This is a genomic window from Ampullimonas aquatilis (genome assembly GCF_049675895.1).
In the GTDB taxonomy this organism is placed as follows: domain Bacteria; phylum Pseudomonadota; class Gammaproteobacteria; order Burkholderiales; family Burkholderiaceae_D; genus Ampullimonas; species Ampullimonas aquatilis.
In genome coordinates, this window is the sequence record NZ_CP183834.1 from 185,136 (window position 1) to 205,478 (window position 20,343).

Annotated in this window: 14 protein-coding genes; 12 read left to right on the forward strand and 2 right to left on the reverse strand. The window is 43.8% G+C overall.

Features of this window, described 5'->3' with window-relative positions; genetic code table 11:
• Positions 1 to 42 precede the first annotated feature (42 nt).
• The 10 genes from ACMYR3_RS00855 (at position 43) to ACMYR3_RS00900 (ending at position 13,850) form a co-directional block, all read left to right on the forward strand.
• A complete protein-coding gene (locus ACMYR3_RS00855; protein ID WP_424193614.1) occupies positions 43 to 2,319 on the forward strand; it encodes a hydantoinase B/oxoprolinase family protein in 2,277 nt (758 codons plus the stop codon).
• Complete coding sequence (locus ACMYR3_RS00860) at positions 2,316 to 3,188, forward strand: hypothetical protein (protein WP_424193616.1); 873 nt, start codon at positions 2,316 to 2,318, stop codon at positions 3,186 to 3,188. The genes ACMYR3_RS00855 and ACMYR3_RS00860 overlap by 4 nt, the downstream gene beginning before the upstream one ends.
• Positions 3,189 to 3,220: 32 nt before the next feature.
• On the forward strand, positions 3,221 to 4,501 hold the full coding sequence (locus ACMYR3_RS00865; RefSeq protein ID WP_424193618.1) for a CobW family GTP-binding protein: 1,281 nt from the start codon (positions 3,221 to 3,223) through the stop codon (positions 4,499 to 4,501).
• Positions 4,498 to 5,712, forward strand: a complete 1,215-nt coding sequence (gene zigA, locus ACMYR3_RS00870) for a zinc metallochaperone GTPase ZigA (protein WP_424193619.1) — start codon at positions 4,498 to 4,500, stop codon at positions 5,710 to 5,712. The genes ACMYR3_RS00865 and zigA overlap by 4 nt, the downstream gene beginning before the upstream one ends.
• A 697-nt stretch (positions 5,713 to 6,409) precedes the next feature.
• Positions 6,410 to 7,777: a sulfatase family protein gene (locus tag ACMYR3_RS00875; protein ID WP_424196289.1), complete on the forward strand. Its 1,368-nt coding sequence runs from the start codon at positions 6,410 to 6,412 to the stop codon at positions 7,775 to 7,777.
• Positions 7,778 to 8,492: 715 nt separating this feature from the next.
• On the forward strand, positions 8,493 to 10,148 hold the full coding sequence (locus ACMYR3_RS00880) for a hypothetical protein (RefSeq protein ID WP_424193621.1): 1,656 nt from the start codon (positions 8,493 to 8,495) through the stop codon (positions 10,146 to 10,148).
• A 44-nt stretch (positions 10,149 to 10,192) separates the two neighbouring features.
• On the forward strand, positions 10,193 to 11,284 hold the full coding sequence (locus tag ACMYR3_RS00885; protein ID WP_424193623.1) for an ABC transporter substrate-binding protein: 1,092 nt from the start codon (positions 10,193 to 10,195) through the stop codon (positions 11,282 to 11,284).
• 26 nt (positions 11,285 to 11,310) lie between these two features.
• Positions 11,311 to 12,159, forward strand: coding sequence for an ABC transporter permease (locus tag ACMYR3_RS00890; RefSeq protein WP_424193624.1), 849 nt, complete (start codon positions 11,311 to 11,313; stop codon positions 12,157 to 12,159).
• A gap of 20 nt (positions 12,160 to 12,179) precedes the next feature.
• On the forward strand, positions 12,180 to 13,052 hold the full coding sequence (locus ACMYR3_RS00895; protein WP_424196291.1) for an ABC transporter permease: 873 nt from the start codon (positions 12,180 to 12,182) through the stop codon (positions 13,050 to 13,052).
• 27 nt (positions 13,053 to 13,079) lie between these two features.
• Positions 13,080 to 13,850 (forward strand): ABC transporter ATP-binding protein, encoded by a 771-nt coding sequence (locus ACMYR3_RS00900; RefSeq protein ID WP_424193626.1) that lies wholly within the window; start codon positions 13,080 to 13,082, stop codon positions 13,848 to 13,850.
• A gap of 93 nt (positions 13,851 to 13,943) precedes the next feature.
• Here the strand turns inward: ACMYR3_RS00900 and ACMYR3_RS00905 are convergent, their stop codons facing one another.
• The gene (locus ACMYR3_RS00905) at positions 13,944 to 14,429 is read right to left on the reverse strand and encodes a rhodanese-like domain-containing protein (RefSeq protein ID WP_424193628.1); all 486 of its coding nucleotides are present in this window, start codon (positions 14,427 to 14,429) and stop codon (positions 13,944 to 13,946) included.
• Positions 14,430 to 14,737: 308 nt separating this feature from the next.
• On the opposite strand from ACMYR3_RS00905, the gene ACMYR3_RS00910 reads away from it, so the two are divergent.
• A complete protein-coding gene (locus ACMYR3_RS00910; RefSeq protein ID WP_424193630.1) occupies positions 14,738 to 15,400 on the forward strand; it encodes a hypothetical protein in 663 nt (220 codons plus the stop codon).
• Positions 15,401 to 15,456: 56 nt separating this feature from the next.
• On the opposite strand, the gene ACMYR3_RS00915 is transcribed toward ACMYR3_RS00910, so the two are convergent.
• On the reverse strand, positions 15,457 to 16,635 hold the full coding sequence (locus tag ACMYR3_RS00915) for a sigma-54 interaction domain-containing protein (RefSeq protein ID WP_424193632.1): 1,179 nt from the start codon (positions 16,633 to 16,635) through the stop codon (positions 15,457 to 15,459).
• A gap of 408 nt (positions 16,636 to 17,043) precedes the next feature.
• Here ACMYR3_RS00915 and ACMYR3_RS00920 point away from each other — a divergent pair, with 408 nt between their 5' ends.
• Positions 17,044 to 20,277 (forward strand): efflux RND transporter permease subunit, encoded by a 3,234-nt coding sequence (locus ACMYR3_RS00920; RefSeq protein ID WP_424193634.1) that lies wholly within the window; start codon positions 17,044 to 17,046, stop codon positions 20,275 to 20,277.
• Positions 20,278 to 20,343 lie beyond the last annotated feature (66 nt).

Here is a 20,343-nt window from a genome sequence, read left to right on the forward strand (position 1 = left end):
TCAGGAATGTCGAGCGAACGTAATCAATTAGAAGGATTAAAAATGAGTGAAATTAATACGCCAACAGTGGCAAAAACTCCAAGCCCAGATGAAATTGCGCTGATTAAAAAATTTCTCAGCGATACGACACTGTTTCTTGGTCCTGATCCTGAGATCATGCAAAATCATGATCTCATGCCAAGAAGTGAAGTAGAAAATACCTGTATTGAAAAAGTCAGTGATAGTCATACCATTTCCAAAATTCGTGACCGGATTCAAGCCGGTTGTGATGAGGGTTATGAGATGGTGGAGCAGATGGGTGCTGCGCCTGGCGCCAAATGGGGTGACGTAATTACTGGTGTGTATTCGGCATCGGGTGATCTGGCGATTGCCAGTGCCGGTGGTGTGCTGATCTTTTCTGCACTGGTACATCATCCAATCAAATTCATTATCAAAAATTGGATGAATGATCCAACCGTCGGAGTGAAGGATGGTGATGGCTTTATTCATAATGACTCCCGTTATGGCAACGTGCATAACACCGACCAGAGCATGATCATCCCAATCTTCTGGGAAGGTAAATTGGTTTGCTGGGTGGCATCTACCGTTCATGAAGGTGAGAATGGTGCGATTGAGCCAGGTGGTATGCCATCAATGGCAGAAAGCCCTTGTGATGAAGGGCTGAAAATGAGCCCATTCAAGGTAGTCGAAAACTACGAGATCAAGCGCGACATTCTGACTTTCCTGCAGAACTCGGTTCGTGAGCCCAAATTGCAGTATGAAGACATGAAGGTGAAGCTGTTTGCCTGCTTGCGTATCAAGCAACGTCTGGTCGAAACCTTGAGTTCCGATGGCCCAGAAGCTCTGATTTCGACGTTGCGCCTGACAATGGAGAACGTCCGTGCCGAGGTGAAGCGTCGTGTCAGTGAGTGGCCCGATATGACGGTTCGTACCTATATCATTCAGGACTCCACCTTGCGCGAAAACTGCGTTGTCAAAATCAATTGCAAATTGACTAAAACTGGCGATCGACTGATTTTTGATTTCCGTGGGTCCAGCCCAGAGTTTACCAATCGCGCCACCAACACTATTGTTGCTGGCTTGAAGGGCATGCTGGCACAGGTTTTCCTGTGCTATGTCTGGCCTGATTTACCACGTGGTCAGGCAGCATTTGCGCCAATTGAAGTGATTACCGATCCACACTCGATTGTGAACTGTTCTTATAGCGCGCCTAACTCACAGAGTTTGATGTCCATTTTTACAGGTTTTACCGCAGGTCAGCATGCAGTGGCCAAATTTCTGTACAGCTGTCCAGAAAAATATACCAAGGTTCATGCACCAACTTTCAATATGATCAACACCTTTATTTGGGGTGGTGTCAGTCAGCATGGTGAAACATTGGGTAACTTGTGTGCCGACTTGAACGGTATGGGTGCTGGCGCAGTTGCAGATCGTGATGGCGAGCATGCTTTGGCGCCAATTTTTGCAACAATGGCTGATATTGGTGAGCAGGAGCTGAACGAGGAAGATGTTCCTTTTCTGCAATTAGTCTCCAAGAAAATGACCCGCGATGCGATTGCTCCTGGAAAATATCGTGGTGGACAAGGCTACACGATGATCGTGGCAACCAAGGACAGTGAGCAATGGGGTTTCATGACGACCTGTCAAGGCGCCAAGATTCCACCGATTCAGGGATTGTTTGGTGGCTATGCCTGCGGTTGCTACCCAATGTCCAAGGTACAAGGTGTCGATGTGTATGACATCTTGCTGAATACACCTGAGAAATTCAAGCATTCCATTGAAGAAATCATGAACGAGCAACCATTTGAAGGTGCAAGTTACACCACGCATCATATGGGTATGGGCTTTGAGATTTCCAAACGTGGTGAGCTGTTCATGATTTCGCAAGGTGCGGGTGCCGGCTATGGTGACTTGCTGGAACGTGATCCGGTTTCCATTATCAAGGATATTGAAGAAGGCCTGATCTCACACGGTGTTGCCGAGCGACTTTATAAGGTGAAATTCGATTCAAATACATTGGCAATTAACTTTGAAGCCACCAAAGCGGCCCGTGATCAGGAGCGTAAGGATCGAATCTCCCGCGGTGTACCTTTCAAGAAGTTTATCCAAACCTGGAACAAGCCAACGCCACCTAGTTATCTGCAATATTTTGGTTGTTGGGGTGATGATGTTTCAACCCTCTATGTGGGGGCACCTGATTCAACTCGTCAGGCAAGTGAGCCGAAGCCTAACTATATGCGTCATCCCAAAGATGTACGGATTGAGGAGCTGGAAGGTATGCTTGCTGCTTTGGGTGCTAAAGGAGATATCAGAAAATGAGTCAACATCTCGCTGATCTCTTGCCGGTTGGAGGTACGACATTAGGTATTCGAACCTGGCTTAAATCGTTTTCCTATACTCGTCGCTTACTATTGGGTGAGTCTGGTAATCCTTGGGAAAGTGCCAGTCAATATCTGGTTTATTCATCGCAGGCGCAAGGCTTGTTGAAACCCGATGTGGCTGTCATTGAGATTGGCGAGCTTTTTGAATCATGGTTAAAGCAGCATCCCGATGTTGCAACGGAAATGGTAGGGAAGCGCAAGCTTTCCTACCCATTACGTAAGCTCCTTGAACAGACCGGGCCTAGGGCCTTATTGGCCGAAATCATTGGGGCGGTGCTGGTGCAATTACGTGGTCAAGTGCCTTTGGTCTTGTCGATGCCATCAGCAAGGTGCTGGTTATATCAAGCAAGTGCCATGGCTGGTCGTGAGTTGACTGAGGTTGATGATGGCAGTGTTGAAGATGCAGCCATGTATATGGCTGATTTTCTAAGAGCATTTTCCTCGTTTGAGGTTGGCGGGGTATTGTTGGATGATACCGTACAGCATGATCAGTCAGCCAAAGCAGATCTGTCTTTGTATCGACCAATCATGAACGTTGTCAAACACTATCGTTGGTCGCTGGCTTTTCGGATGAACAGTGATGGCCTGGTCGAGAATGATGCCTTGCAGGAAGTGGATATTTTTATTGGCCAACAAGACCTGCCACCGGTTGGTAAGGCACAAGGCGTGGATATCACACCGTTGTTATGGGAGGGAGTGCCATTACCTGAATTGTTGCCACATCAGTTTTATTTTGTTGACGTACCCAAAGACGCCAAGCCTGAGACCGTATTGGAAAAACTTTCCACAATCAGGATCGAAAATTAACCAGGCCAGCCTGGCTTACAAAGGTGCCACTGATGAATCCTGATAACACCATGTCGAGCAGTTCATTGGGAAGTGTCGATATGAGGATTCCTGTGACCCTGTTAACCGGATTTCTTGGCGCAGGTAAGACAACCTTGCTCAATCAACTGATGAGTCATCCAGATATGGCCGGTACAGCCATATTGATCAATGAGTTTGGTGAAATCGGCATTGATCATTATCTGGTTGATAAGGTTGATGAATCTCTAATGATTCTTGATTCCGGATGTATATGTTGTAGCGTGCAAGGTGATCTTGTCCGTGCGTTAAAAAATTTAATGCAGCGTAGTTCTCTGCGTGAGATTCCTCCAATCAAACGAATTCTGATTGAAACAACTGGATTGGCTGATCCTGTCCCGGTGATTTATACCTTGACCCAGGATGTATTTATTGCTGCCCGATTTATGTGTGATGGTGTGATCACGGTGGTTGATGCGACCCATGGTGACGAGCAATTAAACCAATATCCAGAAGTGATCCGGCAAGTGGCTACTGCAGATCGATTGTTGATCACCAAATGTGATTTGGCCGATGCAACAGCGAAACAGGCTCTGATTGTTCGGTTATCAGGATTTAATCCTGGTGCTAAAAAAATCGAAGTCAAGCAAGGCCAGATCGAGCCTGATTTGTTCTTTGGCTGTGGATTGTATTCGTCAGTCGGAAAGTCGGCTGATGTGGCAAAGTGGTTGGGTGAAATTGAAGAAGAAAAACAGCAAGCCGGTAATCCGGAACTGAATGGCGCATTTAATTGGACGCGTAAGGGATCATTATCTCCGTTGGTGAAAACCAAGTCGGCGGTGAGGCATCAAGACAATATTCGCAGTTTTGTCATCACTTTTGATGAAGCTGTTTCATGGTATAGCTTTGCAGTCGCAATGGGCCGTTTGCTCCATGACTATGGCGACAGGATACTGCGAGTCAAAGGCTTGATGAACGTGATCGGTGATGTCAAGCCCTATGTCATTCATTGTGTACAAAACGTTGCTTATCCCCCCCTGAAATTAAATGAATGGCCGCAGCAAAAACCGTTTAGTGATCAGCGCGGCCGACTGGTTTTTATTACACGCGACCTGACGCGAGAAATGATCAGTACACGATTGCATCATATGGCCACCATTGAAAGTAACATCGCGGCAGCCAAAGCCATGGCAAGAAGCCTGGCATTGCCAACCAAATGCTGGCTGGATCATACGGTTGTACCTAGTGCGGGTGCTTCGATCATAGAGCATGCCGGCTGGGTAATCCAGACCAAAAAATTAAAGACTGGATCATGAGTCAGATGAACAAACGTTTGCCTGTCACGGTTTTATCCGGATTTTTGGGTGCTGGTAAAACGACACTGCTCAACCATATTCTGAGCAATCGTGACAGTCTCAAGGTAGCAGTGATCGTCAATGATATGTCCGAGATTAATGTGGATGCAGCCATGATTGACAGAGATGCCAATCATTCAGGCTATGCCTTGTCCCATACTGAGGAAAAATTGATTGAGATGAGCAATGGCTGTATCTGTTGTACTTTGCGCGAGGATCTTCTGAATGAGGTTTCCCGGTTGGCGCAACAAGGTAAATTTGATTATCTCCTCATTGAATCAACCGGCATCGGTGAACCTTTGCCGATTGCAGAAACTTTCGCTTTTTCCGATGGCTTCGGCAACGGACTATCAGCAGTGACTCAGCTAGATACCATGGTAACTGTGGTAGATGCCTATAATTTTCTCAAGGACTATCGATCAATCGATTTTATACGAGACCGTGAAGTCGGCCTGGAAAAAGATGATCAAAGGACAGTCGTCGATCTACTTGTCAGTCAAGTGGAATTTGCCAATGTTATCGTGCTTAACAAGACAGATCTGGTTATGGAAAAGGATCTGCTGACTCTAGGGCGCATATTGCAGGCACTTAATCCCAAAGCTGAATTGATCGAGGCTCATAACGGGCAAGTTCCTTTGCACCGTATTTTAAATACGCATTTATTTGATTTTCAAGAGGCAGTAACGGCGCCAGGATGGTTGACGAAGTTGCGTGGTGAGCATCCGCCTGAATCAGACGAGTATGGCATTAATAGTTTTGTCTTTCGTGCCAGAAGGCCATTTCATCCCCTCAGATTCTGGTCACTGATCAATCAAGAATGGCATGGCATATTACGTTCAAAGGGATTTTACTGGCTGGCCACTCGCCATGATTTTATTGGTGAATGGTCACAGGCTGGCGATGTTTGTCACACGCGAGAAATTGGCCGCTGGTGGGACGCTATTGCGGATGAACAATGGCCCAAAGAACCCGCAAGTCTTGCTGTCATTTCGTCTCAATGGTCCAAAGAATATGGCGATAGGCGTCAGGAGCTGGTTTTTATTGGCTGCGATTATGATGAAAAGGCGATTCAGGATGGCTTGAATAAATCGCTTCTTACGGATACAGAAATGTCCAAAGGCCCAGATGGATGGAAGATCTTTGAAGATCCATTTGCAACAATGGATGAATGAATAGTTGCTTTTCTGTGAGCAGATGATGTTGTTATTCAAGCGATTAGCCAAAGACTTTGGCATCATCGAGAGAGTGTGTGGATTTGTGAACACTTGTTCAGCACTGATTGTTCAATATTCAGCAATTGGTTTGCTGGTGTAAGTAGTCAATGATGCATAGTTTTAAGCATGACTGTAGAAAAATCATGCTTCTCCACAGATAAATCGTGAATTTTCCGGAATTAAGAAAATTGGCATAAAAGCTGCAATGGCTCATTGCTGTAATGACAGCAATGTCAATATTAAAACCTATCCTTATCAATAAACGTTGGATGCAAAACTACAATATTGTCAGTTGATGCTTCTATCGATATGTTTGCTAACAGTATCGGCAGACTTGATACGCGTTATTTCAGGTATCTATTCGCTGGTGCTAGTGCGACAACCCTTAAAAAACTGACAATAGCCGTGTAATTTTCTTTGGAAGTAACAAACGCATCTTGATGATAATGATCTTTATCAATGGGTATGGTGTGGAAATAAACTTACACCATGGTTGACATAGATTGTCGAGCGATGAAAAGTCGGTACCTAGTATGAGGCTGTTTAGTTTCCGTTAACGTTTAGCTTTGATATTAAATAATTAGAACTGGAAAAGACGTTGGCTATCTTTAATAAAAATCGTCGTCGTGTACTGGATTGGATTTCTACATTGTCTGTGGCTTCACTCGCCGGTAAATGGCATGATGTATCTGCGGCAGAAAAAAGTAGTAAGCCTAATATCATTTTCATCCTCGCCGATGATCTTGGATATGGAGATTTGAGTGTTTATGGACAAACCGATTTTCAAACCCCTAATCTTGACCAGCTTGCTCAGCAAGGCCTGCGATTTACGCAGGCGTATGCGAACTCGGCGGTCTGCTCGGCGACTCGTTTTGGTTTAATTACTGGGCGCTATCAGTATCGTTTACGGGGTGGGTTGGAGGAGCCGATTACCGGTGCTTCAGATACGATTGGCTTACCGCCAGATCATCCAACCTTACCATCGCTGTTGAAGAAAAATGGCTATACCACTGCATTGTTCGGCAAATGGCATTTGGGTTACTTGCCAAAATTCAGCCCATTAAAAAGTGGTTACGATCATTTTTTTGGTAACTATGGTGGTGCTATCGATTATTTCACTCATAAACCTGGTGTTGGCGAGAATGTCAAAGAGGACTTGTTTGAAGATGAGGTGCCAGTACATAAAGTTGGCTACTACACCGACTTGATTGCTGACCGTGCGATTGATTACATCGATAATCAATCACCAGGAAGACCATTTCTTCTATCCTTACATTTCACCGCGCCACATTGGCCTTGGGAAGGGCCTAAAGATGAGGCAACTTCACGTGAAATCAAAAGCTTATTTCATTATGATGGTGGTGATTTGGCAACCTACGCCAAGATGGTCACCACACTGGATGCTGCAATCGGGCGGATTCTAAAAACCTTGCAGGCACGTGATCTGGACAAGAATACGATTATTGTATTTACCAGTGATAACGGTGGTGAACGCTTTTCAAAAACCTGGCCTTTTAGTGGTCAAAAAACTGAGCTGTTGGAAGGTGGAATTCGAGTTCCTGCCATAGTGAGATGGCCGGTGAAGATTAAGCCAGCACAAATAACAGAGCAGGTTGCCATTAGTATGGATTGGTTGCCTACTTTGGTTGCGGCTGCAGGTGGGGTACCTGATGCTGCCTATAAACCCGATGGTGAAAACTTGCTGCCTGTCATCCTGGGGGAAAATAAACCTTTTTTACGTACGCTATTTTGGCGTTACAAAGCCAATAAACAACGTGCAGTTAGATCAGGAAATTGGAAGTATTTAAAAATTGCTAAAAATGAATTTTTATTTGATGTCGCTAATGATCCTCGTGAACGTGCCAATCTTGCAGAAAAAAATCCCACCATTTTTGCCAAACTAAAGCAGGAATGGGAAACCTGGAATGCCACGATGTTGCCAATTACTGATGATGTGCGTACTCATGCTGTTGATGGCAAAGTGCAAGCAGATCGTTATCGTAGTTTGTTGGAAGATGACTGAGATGATGCGGGAAATTCGTTGGAAATTATAAATTTGGTGGAGTATCCGTCATTTTATTCTCATTAAGTGCGTTTAGTATGGTTATTTAAAAATACTAGTTAGTAGTATATTGGGTGTTGATGGCACTCAATGAATATTGAGCATCGACATCGTTAGAAGATTCTTACCGATATTTAATTCACATCAAAAAAATCCAAACGGGTTTTATTGCAGGCAGAGATTATTCGATTGTTCATCATTTAAAAATTGAATTGATTGCCAGATAAATTGACTGATCGGTCAATGTTCGTAAGCCGAGCATGTCACTATAATCAAGATTGACAAGATGTGACTTGTGCCTTGATAAAAATCCAATTCTACAATCCACGACGGAATTGTCTATATCAATGATCATTCTGCTATCCAACTCAATTTGAGCTGTTTCCATTCAAGAAAAAGAGCCACGATTAACACGTTTATAACTTGAAAAAACTTGAATTAAAAATAATTAATTTGTGATTACTTATGCAAAAAATTGAGGTGTTGAATATGAGCCATCGCTGAATAAAAATCTGCTGCAGCGCAAACAATTTTTTCATAATGCATTGATTAAATGATATAAAAACAGCATAAAAAACATGGCATGCTTTCTGCGATAAATAAATTCTGAAAAAACCGATGGGCAAAATCGGAATAATTATTTTTCTCAATTTATTTATCTCAGGGAGATTAAAGCGTGTATCAATCGGAACGGCAATTCAGAAAAAAAGCTTTGGTTGTAGCGGTGTTGTTCAGTCTGTCGGCTGGTGCGGCACAAGCAGCTAAACCAAAGGCGCAAAATAATAATGAACTTATTGAGTTGCGTAATCAAGTTCAACAATTAATTAATCAAAGCAAGGCTCAATCTGCCACTGAGTCCAAGGAGGTGGTTGAGCTGAGAAAACAGCTTGAGGAACTAAAAACCCAAATCAAACAGTCTGCCAAGCAGGAGCCAGCGGTTGCTGTATTGCCATCGGCCGATCTTGACACGGCGTCTCGCGATGCGCTGACACCTGCCACTAAAGCAGATATCCAGGGTTTTCGTACCGACTTTGAAAACTACAAATATGATCAGTCGCGAATTCTTGAGCGTAATCGAGCCAGTACCACACGTAATACTTTGATTGGGGGTACGATTCAGTCGCGCTTTACCTGGCAGAATCCTGCTCAGAATGCTGGCGTGGGTAATGGCGCAACAGGTGGAAATACCACTTACCAGGCGCGTGATCGTAATACCAGTTTTGATGTGCCGCTGGCTCAATTGAATATCACCGGTAATCTTTATCGCGATTATCAAGAAGGTAAGAATCTGACTTACTCCGTGGGTTTTGCTTACGCCAGTAATTCTGCAGGTAATCCAAGTTCGGCGAGTAGTGCTGTTCGAACCTTGGGGGTCTCGGCGCCTAATGGTAGTCAATTCAACCTGACCAACGCATTTCTTGCCTATAGCTTTTTCCCAACCAACGGTGGCCCTGAAGATGCCAAGGGTTCGCTGACCTTTGGTCAGCAGCTTGTGCCATTTGGTTTGGAGGCGCAGGCCAACGAAGAAGTACGTCCGGTCATTAATTCGGCACAGTTTACTTCTGCACTAAGCGGTATCAATACCCGTCAGGTTGGTCTGATCTATCGTGGCGACTCATTTGTGAATGTGGATTACACCAATAATTATCGTCAATCGCTGATTGAATATGCTTTTGGTATTGTGAATGGTAGTGGGCCTAACAAGTCGGATAACAATGGTCAGAAAGACTATCTGGGGCGTGTGGCGTTTACCGTACCCGCTGATTACTATAGCTGGTTACGTCAATTGACGATCGGTGCATCCTATTATCGTGGTTATAACAACCTGGCCAATACAACCAGTAATGCAGTCGTCGCCGTGGGTAAGTCCAAGCGTAAAGGGATTGATATTAACTGGACCCATCTGCCATATTCAATTGCGTATGAGTATGTCGAGGGTGAGGACGACACCTTCACGGGGGCAGCTGCTACAGCAACCGCTGCAACGCCTACCTTCAATAAAAAATCGCGGGGACAATATATCAACCTTGGATATACCTGGGGTGAGCAGTTCCTCGCAAGTGAAAAGTCACTTGCCAAGTTTGATGATTTTTGGCCTAAATCTTTTCAGGCCTTTTTGCGATACGACACCTTTGATGCGGATACTCGTGCAGCGGCAATTGGTGACAAGACCAACATTACTACTTTGGGTTTGAACGCTTTTTTTGCTGAAACAACCAAGCTGCAATTCAATTACCTGATTACTCATAACGATGCAGCTGCAGGCGGCTATACGCTGGATCGACGTAAAAAAACCAATGGCGTGCAAGTGCAATTCCAATATGGATTCTGATTTGCCTAACTCATCAAACTAACTTGACATCAAAGGAAATTTTAATGAAACGTCGTACCTTTACTACCGCGCTTGGTGCACTAGTACCTATTGTTGGATTAAACCCATTACGTGCATTTGGCGCAGATGACAAGCCCACTGTCATCAGAGTAAGTTTCCCGGGTGCTGGAACTGGTGGTCGACCAGTCGTCGGTGCATCGTTCCCTGCCAATTCTCATCTGCAGCGGGCGATTGATGAAGAATTCAAAGCTGACAATATCAAGATTGAATGGAAATTTTTTCCAGGTGCAGGCCCTGCCTTGAATGAATCTTTCGCCAATGGCTTGACCGATTTTGCTTTTGGTCATGGTGATTTACCGCTGATTGTTGGTCGTTCCACTGGGCTAAAACATAAAATCCTGTTGTCATCAGGTCGTGGTGGTGATAGCTATTTTGTAGTGCCAGCAGGCTCAAACACGAAGCACTTGAACGAACTCAAAGGCAAGCGTTTATCGACCTTCAAGGGTACCGCGGGCCAACTTCAGTTATACCGTTTTCTTGAAAAGTTTGGTGCAAGTGATAAAGATTTTCGCATTATCAGCTTGGATCGTGATTCAACGCTGGCTGCTTTGTCGACCGGTGATATTGATGGAACGATCATCGCCCCATTTGATTTGGAGGCGCGAGGCGTGGCACGCCGGATTCATGAGGTCAAGGCTGACCCTTATATTTTACGTCCTGGTTCAGTCTGGGTTGGTGAAGAGTTTGAGAAGAAATATCCAGAAATTGTTCAGCGGGTTGTAACGCGTTTGGTCAAGGTAGCTCAATGGAGTACCCTTGAAGCCAATCGTGAAAAGCAGTATCAACTATGGTCAACCTCAGGTACGCCCTATGTGGACTATAAGACCGAATGGGACTCTACCAAAGATCTGCGTGAACGGGTTAACCCCTTGCTGGATGATTACTACCATGCAAGCATTCAGAAATCGATCGAGGAAATCAAGAACTATAAATTGATTCGCCGCGATGTGCCTTATGAAGGTTGGGTAGAACCTAAATATTTGAATACTGCGCTGAAGGAATTGAAACTTGAAGATTATTGGCCACAGTTTGATGCGCAAGGCAAGGTCAAGGTGCCTGGGCGTAAGTTAGCCTAATTGTTTTACTTTTGGGAGGATAAGTCATGTCTGTAGTATCCACTGATTACCGTGTATTCAAACCAGCGCAACGTGCTGATTTTGATTTTATTAGTCTGTTAAGACAGCATTTTTTGCGGCCAGTAATCCGAATTGGCACCGGCTTGCTACTACCGGTATTGCTATTGGGGTTGTGGCAGCTGGCGGTAAATCAGCAATGGCTTCCAGAGCAAATTCTTCCGGCACCTGAATTGGTGTGGCAGTCGCTTAATGAATTGTGGCAGTCAGGTGAGCTGCAATCTCATATTGCCATCAGCGCATCAAGAGTGGGTTGGGGTCTGCTGATCGGAACGTTGATTGGTCTGATACTCGGGTTTGGCATGGGACTATCTGAATCATTCAAGGCTTATCTTTTCCCAAGTTTTAGCGTGATATCGCAATTTCCTGTTTTAGGTTGGATACCGTTGCTGATTATTTTTGCTGGTATTGATGAGGCACTCAAAATCTCTGCTATTGCCATTGCTGTCGTGGTTCCTGTGGCGGTTAATACCTTAAAAGGGATTGCCAATATTCCACGTACTTTTTTTGAAGTTGCCAAAGTGTATCGTTTTACCTGGCCACAAATTATTGGCAAAGTTGTCTTGCCGGCGGCTATGCCCAGTTTGTTCAATGGTTTGCGTCAAGCAGTCATGCAAGCCTGGTTAACGCTGGTGTTTGTTGAGCTATTGGCATCCAGTGAAGGAATTGGATATTTGATGGTCTGGGGCCGTCAACTGGCACAGCTGGATTTGGTCATTGTTGGGATGGTGGTAATTGGTGCAATTGGTGTCACTCTTGATCTGGCATTACGTTTTATTGAAGCAAGGCTGCAGACCTGGCGTGTCTCTGCATTTTGAACTGGAAAAGGTTGAGCATTATGTCGGAGCTTGTTAACACATTACCATCGGAAATTGTTTCTTCAGATGGAGCCATCCCTGATGTTAAGGAGGCTGAAAAAAAGCCTAAAAGATTGTCTCTTATACAAGCATGGAAAAAAATTGATTTCCGTGGCTGGATCCTACCAGTTGGCTTGCTGTTTGTTTGGTGGTTAATCACCGCAGAAGGTTGGGTCAATACGCGTTTGATTGTCCCGCCTGGCAATGTGATCAAAGTTGCTTTACAAACCTTGCAAGACCCTTTGTTTTATCAAGGTGTTCTATTCAGTCTGGGTAGAGACATTTCTGGGTTTGTTGTGGGTTCACTTGGTGGCGTGATCCTGGGAACTGTGCTTGGGGTGTCGCGACTGGCTGATCGAATAGTTGGACCAACATTTCACACAGTAAGACAAATTTCCCTGTTTGCCTGGTTGCCGATTCTTTCTTCATGGCTTGGCTATGGGGAGCTGTCAAAACTGGTATTCATTTCGCTATCAACTTTATATCCTGTGGCGCTCGGCAGCTTTGAAGGGGTGAGGGGAGTCAGCAAAGCACATGCAGAGGTCGCCAAGGTTTTCCGCTTTTCGCGCTCACAAACCTTGTTCAAGTTGATTCTTCCATCAGCAACCCCTCAGATAGCAACTGGTTTAACGCTGGGTTTGGTCTATGCTTGGGTAGCGACGATCGGCTCGGAGTTTTTGTTGGCAAACTGGGGTAACGGTCTCGGTAATATTGTCATCAAAGGTCGAGCTGCTTTCAATATTGAGTTGATTATCTTCGGTATGCTGGTGATTGGTGCTGTTGGCGTTGTTTTAAATAGTGTCGCAGCTCGTATTGAAGCCTATGTTTTACGTTGGCGTGATCATCGCGTCTAATTATTTTTCAATTTGGAGTGTCCACTTATGGCACATGCAGCTACGCTAGAAATTTCCAATTTAAGTAAACAGTACAAGGTTAAGGGTGAAGCACTTTCTGTGCTGGAAAATATTCATTTATCCATCAAACCAGGTGAATTCATTAGTATTGTTGGATCAAGTGGATGTGGTAAATCAACGCTGTTGCGCTTGTTGATCGGATTGGATAGTGAATACCAAGGAGAGATCCTGTTAGATGGTAATCGCATTGTCAGTACCAGTCTGGAGCGCGGTATTGTGTTTCAGGAGCATCGTTTATTTCCCTGGTTAACGGTTGAACAGAATATCAGTCTTGGGCTTCTCAATGCACCAGGTACTGACCAAGAGAAAACTGCTTCTGTGAAAGAGCATATCGCTTTGGTAGGGTTGCAAGGATTTGAAGAAGCCTATCCTGGTCAATTATCCGGTGGCATGTCGCAACGTGTTGCAATTGCGCGTGCTTTGGTGAATCGTCCAGAAGTATTATTACTCGATGAACCCTTTGGTGCGCTTGATACAGTGACCCGCACGCATCTTCAGCAAGAGTTGCAGAGAATTTGGGAACAGGAAGGTATCACCATGATTCTTGTAACGCATGATGTCGAAGAAGCTGTCTATCTTGGTGATAGAGTCGTTGTGATGTTGCCCCGACCTGGCCGAATCAAGAAAATTATTGATGTTCCCTTGGCTCGTCCTCGGGATCGAACTGGTCAGGAGTTCGCAAATTTTGAGGAAAGTGTTCTCAATGAATTTGGTGGCAAGAAATACGATCTGGGTTGACGATATTTAATACCTATATCAGATTCTGTTTGAATTTACTTAAATAAAAAACCGCTCTCAAAAACTGAGCGGTTTTTTATTTGCGAATACTAATTATTGTTTTGGTGGCGGTGCGGTGATTCGACTTACTGTACCACCTTGTTCTTCGTAATCTAATGTTCCTGCTGCGCCTGCAACTTTGTAGCCTTTACCTGTGAGTAAGTCACCTGCTTCACCAGCCCGATGCGCCCGATTGGACACCGTAATAATGGCACGTTCCTTAGGAATGTATTTCAGATTTTTTTCGAGTTCTTTGATTTGGATACTCAAAAAAGCTGGAAATGAACCTTTTGAAATTAATTCATCTGGTCTTCTTACGTCGATGATGACCACCTTTTCTGGTTTGGCTAACAGGGTATCAATCTGTGCGCGATTAAGCTGTTTGGTTTTATAAATCCAGGGTTGTGCCTGTGGGGCAGGGCTGTTGGCTGCAGGTGTTGTTTGTTGAGCGAAGGTAACAGAGCTCAGCAGACTTAAAGTAATAAGCAGGGTTGTCTTAATTGTGGTCATAACAAGTAACTTTCTGGTTGATGTATTCATGTTAATTGCGCTTTAGCGCTGATCTGGAGAAGATGCTTTAAAGATTCCTATTGCAACTTTTTGAGAAATGGAACAGAAGTAACTTTGCAACTTACATGCCAATAGATGATCCAAGGGGTATGCGTTAAATACTTATAAGAAACGGTCTTATTCTTTTAATATTCAATATTTTATTTAAAATTGGACAAAATCTATCATTATTTATGACGATCAAATATGCCGAGTTGTTGCTCCATCAGCATTACTTGTTTTTCTAATGTTTAATGACCAGCAGATAAAAATCGTCCTATCATCATCGGATTGTTGTAATGAATATTGATTTGTATATCAAAATTTTTTCAAAAATCATCTTATGTAATGCTTTTGCATGCACGATGCTATCGGCGTGTTCATCATTAACTGAACAATCAATTGCTATTGATAAAAGTCAACGATTGACTGGTTATGGATTTTCTATCTCAGCACCAAGAGAGGAAAATTGGAAATTAGGTGGGCGTAAAGACGATGGCATCATGTTTTATAAAAATCCGAATAATCTGAAAAATTCAAATGATGATGTCTTTTACAGGCTAATAGCTGGGGTTGATATATTGAGCAGATCATCCACCTTATCAGGAATTACTAGTGAGACAGACCTTTTCAGTCATGCCAGGTTAATTCTGGCAGCTAGGTTACAGGTTGCAGGAAGGCAAATGATCTTGATGGAAGTTAAAAAAACTCTTTTCAAAGGTGTGGTTTGTACAGAGTATTTGACTGATCAGGTTGATCAATATGATCCAGAGAAAATCGATAAGCCTCGTTATGAATATAGCCAGCGAGGATACTTATGTCTTCATCCTGACTCACCAAAATTATTGATTCAAATTTTTTATACCGAGCATTTTTTGCGTACATCGCCACCACTGAGGCGCATTAATGCTTCGAATCAAGAGAATTTTTTTCAACAATTTGATTTTGTTCATCTCAACTGATGACTATAAGCCATCGTTAATAGCGTGGCTTATAGCAGGCTGTAAATCATGAATGATTATTGAGTAGGAGAAATCGACTCATTGATGGGTAATACAATCGAATTGCTGGTATCAGGCGCTAAATTTGTATCTAAGCCAATCAAGCTGAATCGCTTGAGATGAGTGCGCAATATATTCCTGCTGATTCCAAGTATCTTAGCCGTATGTACCTGATTTTTATTGCACCAAGTAAAGGCAGTGCGAATGACTGTTTCTTCTATGCTGTCAAATAAATTCTGTTCGTCATTGTCAATCAGTTCGCCGATCAGCTTTTCTAGACGTTGTTTTGCTGAATGAATAGTTTCAGCAACATTGACTTTGTTTGCATCAGCCTGAGATGAAATTTCATTTCTTTTAGACGCAGTATCATGCGATTGATGATTTTTTCTATGCATTGCGCCAACCAGTCTGAGATCATCACCCTGTATGACATCATCATGACAGACGATCAAGGCATAATGAATTACATTTTCCAGTTCTCGAATGTTACCTGGCCAATCATAAGATTGAAGAGCATCTTTTGCATCAGCTGATAGAGTGATATTTTTAAGTTTTAATTTATCACCATAAGTAACTATAAAATGATTGGCCAATGGCAAGATATCCCCGGGCCGGTCGCATAGGGGCGGCAAATTGATAACGGCGACACTCAAACGATAATAGAGATCGGATCGAAATCGATCAGCTTCTATGGCTTTATGTAAATCAACATTGGTAGCCGCGATAAGACGGACATCAAGTGCTATTGGTCGTCGAGAACCTAGCCTGACAACTTGTCGTTCTTGTAATACGCGTAACAATTTCACCTGTAGGGCTAGGGATAGATCACCAATTTCATCAAGAAAAAGTGTGCCACCATTGGCAGTTTCAAACCATCCAGCTCTTGCCTGACTTGCTCCGGTGAATGCGCCAGTTTCATGACCGAATAATTCGGCGTCAATCAGTGACTCACTAAATGCGCCGCAATTGACAGCAATAAAAGGCCCTTCACGTCCACTTAAATCATGAATGTGTCTGGCAACCAATTCTTTTCCTGTACCAGTTTGTCCAATGATTAGAGAGGTTGCATCACTTCGTGCAATTCGTTCCACCTGTTCCAGTAATTCAATAGAGCGAGGATCGTGGAAAAGAAGTGCTTTGGCACGAATTGACAGTACCATGCCTTGTGAATCTGGAAAAGTGAGTAGTTTGTTCACGCCAATGCCTAAAATATTATTGAGACAAAGATTAGTGAGAACTGTTGAATTTGAAAACGAATGATTTCAACAATCTATATTCATAAATTGATAATGTGCATCGTTACAGTCACGCCAGCGATTTTCTCCTAATAGTTATGCAGCATCTTGTGTTGCTAGGCCAACAATATTTCGGTTTATTTTGGTCAATTTTCAACATCCGGAGCTGAGTTTGTCTTGTTGTAGAGGATTTTGGCCTGGTCTGAAAATTGCGGATATTGTTCAACGCATTGTCAAGATGCACAAATAGAACTTGCGCAAGATGATGAGTGACGCACGGGTTATGGCGGCTTATTCTGTTGATGGGTATGTGCATCCGACGATTCAAAAGTCTGCGTCAGCGTGAAAATCAAATAATCATCTTTAATTATGTGGATCGTTCAGATCGCGCTTCGGCGACCTTATACTTTTATTGTTGCAGCATTGCTCATTTTGCTGGCAACACCTTTTGTTTTGCTTCGCACCGCTATTGACGTTTTTCCGGAAGTTGATATTCCTGTCGTTGCTATTCTCCAGTCTTACACGGGATTAAGCGCTCAAGAAATGAAGGATCGGATCACGACACCGATTGAGCGTAATTTAGCTAATTCAGTGAGTGATATGGAGCACGTCGAATCGCAGACGCTGCCAGGTTTGGCGGTGATCAAGGTGTTCTTTCAGCCAGATGTTGATATTGCAACGGGTATTTCTCAGTTAGTGGCTGCCACTCAGGGGTCATTGCGCTCACTTCCACCTGGTACGACTCCACCTACGATTATCAAATATTCAGCGTCCAGCTTGCCTATATTGCAACTGGGTCTGAGTAGTGCAACACTGTCTGATCAAGAATTGAATGACCAAGCCTTCAATAATTTGCGTCCTAGCTTTGTCACTATTCCAGGGGTTGCGGTAACTTTTCCATATGGTGGGAAAAATCGCCAAGTTTCAGTTGATCTCGATCTTCCAGCGCTTACCGCACATGGACTTACTGCGGTGGATGTAGTGAATGCAATTAGTGCTCAAAATTTAACGCTTCCTACCGGAACTGCAAAAATTGGTGCCACTGAGTTTGGTGTAGCGCTCAATGGTTCACCCACAACAATGGCTGCATTGGGTGATATTCCTATATCCAATCATAGTGGTGTTAATGGCGCGATGGTATATGTTCGAGATGTGGCTAATGTCAGAGATGGTTTTCAGCCACAGACCAATGTGGTTCGTCGTAATGGTGAGCGCGGTTTGTTGATGACGATTATGAAAAATGGGTCAGCCTCAACTTTGTCAATCATCAAGAAAATATTTGAAGTCTTGCCAAAAGCTGCGGCTACCTTACCACCGGATATCAACATTACACCGTTAGCAGATCAGTCAGTATTTGTTAGTGCCGCAATTAACGGTGTGGTACAGGAGGCATTGATTGCTGGTGCTTTAACAGCAGCATTGATTCTATTATTCCTTGGTAACTGGCGTAGTACGGCAATCATTGCCGTTTCTATTCCATTGTCAATTTTGTGTTCTCTCATCATGCTGTATTTGATCGGTCAAACAATCAATATCATGACGTTGGGAGGATTGGCCCTGGCCGTGGGTATTTTGGTTGATGATGCAACGGTAGAGATAGAGAATATCGAGCGCCAGCTACATTTTGGTAAAAGCCCTAAACAAGCCATACTTGATGGCGCGGCGGAGATCGCTACACCGGCCTTGGTCTCAACACTATGCATTTGTATTGTATTTGTGCCAATGTTCTTCCTTGAGGGGGTGGCTCATTATTTGTTTGTGCCTTTGGCTGAGGCGGTGGTATTTGCCATGTTGGCATCCTGGATATTGTCACGCACGTTGATACCGACATTAGTCATGTATTTAATGCAATACCGTGTTCATCAGGTTGATCATGAAAAGTCAATCAGTTTACTGCGACGTGTTCATCTGGTATTTGATAATGGCTTCGAGCGTATACGGCATCAATACGTCGTTTTGCTAGCTTATCTATTGCAGCGTAAATTGGTATTCGGTAGTATTTTTTTAATTTTCTCAATATTATCTCTGGCGATTTATCCTTTACTGGGGCGTGATTTCTTTCCAACTGTCGATGCGGGGCAAATGCGTTTGCATGTGCGAGCACCAGTTGGAACAAGGGTAGAAGAAATGCCAAATCTGATCGACAAGGTTGAGCAAGTGATTAAACGTATCATTCCAAAACAGGAGCTGACTTCGGTTATTGATATTATCGGTGGTCCATATACCCCATTTAATACGCTGTATAACAATAATGGTACTTTCGATGGCAGCGATACCGAAATTATGCTTTCATTGGAAAAAGGACATGCCCCAACCAATGAATATATGCGTCAATTACGTTCGGTGCTTCCAAGAGAATTTCCGGGTTTGGAGTTTTATTTCCAACCCTCTGATATGGTCAGCCAGACATTAAATTTTGGCCTTAGTGCACCGATTGATATTCAATTTACTGGCAATAACACGAAGGAAAATCTGAAATTAGTGAGCGAACTAGTCAATCAGATCAGGCAGGTGCCTGGTGTGGTGGATGCCAATATTTATCAGCGTTTTAATCGGCATACCAAATCATTGGAAATGAATCGTTCTGAACTTTTGCAAACGGGTTTAGTAGCTCGTGATGTTGCCCAGAATGCACTTATTTCTTTGAGTTCGAGCTTTCAGACTGCGCCGACTTATTGGTTGAATCCGGCAAATGGCAATGTATTAAGCGTCTCAGTGCAATCGCTTCAGCACGACATTGATAGTCTCGATGCCTTATTGCATATTCCGGTCAATGCTTCTTCCAGTGGCAATGGTCCTGGTAGCAACTTGCCACAATTACTTGGTGATGTCGTGCGTGTGAAGTCTACGACTGAGCAAGCCAATTTTTCACGTTATAACCTACAACCTGTTATTGATATTTATACCAGTGTGGATGGCCGCGATCTTGGTAGTACATATGCGGAAATTAATCAATTGATCGAAACAATTCGTGCCAAGCTGCCCAGAGGTTCGGATATCAACGTGCATGGCCAGGTGTTGACGATGCAGAGTGCCTTTTCCAGTCTTGGTGTTGGCCTCATCGTGGCTATCATATTGGTATATCTATTGATTGTGGTCAACTTTCAATCTTGGCTTGATGCCTTGATCATCATCACAGCTTTACCAGCTGCTTTGGCAGGTATTGCTTGGATTTTGTTTCTGACTGGAACGACGCTTAGTGTGCCAGCACTGACAGGTGCAATCATGACCATTGGTGTGGCTACTGCAAATAGTATTTTATTGGTTTCTTTTGCGCGCGAGCGCCTAGCGGCAGGTGTACCGGCAATTAGTGCTGTTTTAGAAGCTGGTTCAACTCGCTTGCGGCCGGTGATGATGACTGCCATGGCGATGATTGTCGGTATGTTACCAATGGCACTCGGGCTTGGTGAGGCCGGTGAGCAGAACGCACCATTAGGTAGAGCTGTGATTGGAGGGCTGGCTTTTGCTACCGTGTCTACTTTGATTTTCGTTCCATTGGTTTTTGCCGCTTTACGAAAAGCAAAGGGATCTTTCAGTCTACCAACATTGCATACCGAGCCAGGTACTGCAATACCTAATATAGTCAATACTGCCAATCTATGACGCTCCACATTCATTCCATTCCCACAGACATTCATCTGAATGACAACAATTTAAATTTATCCAAGC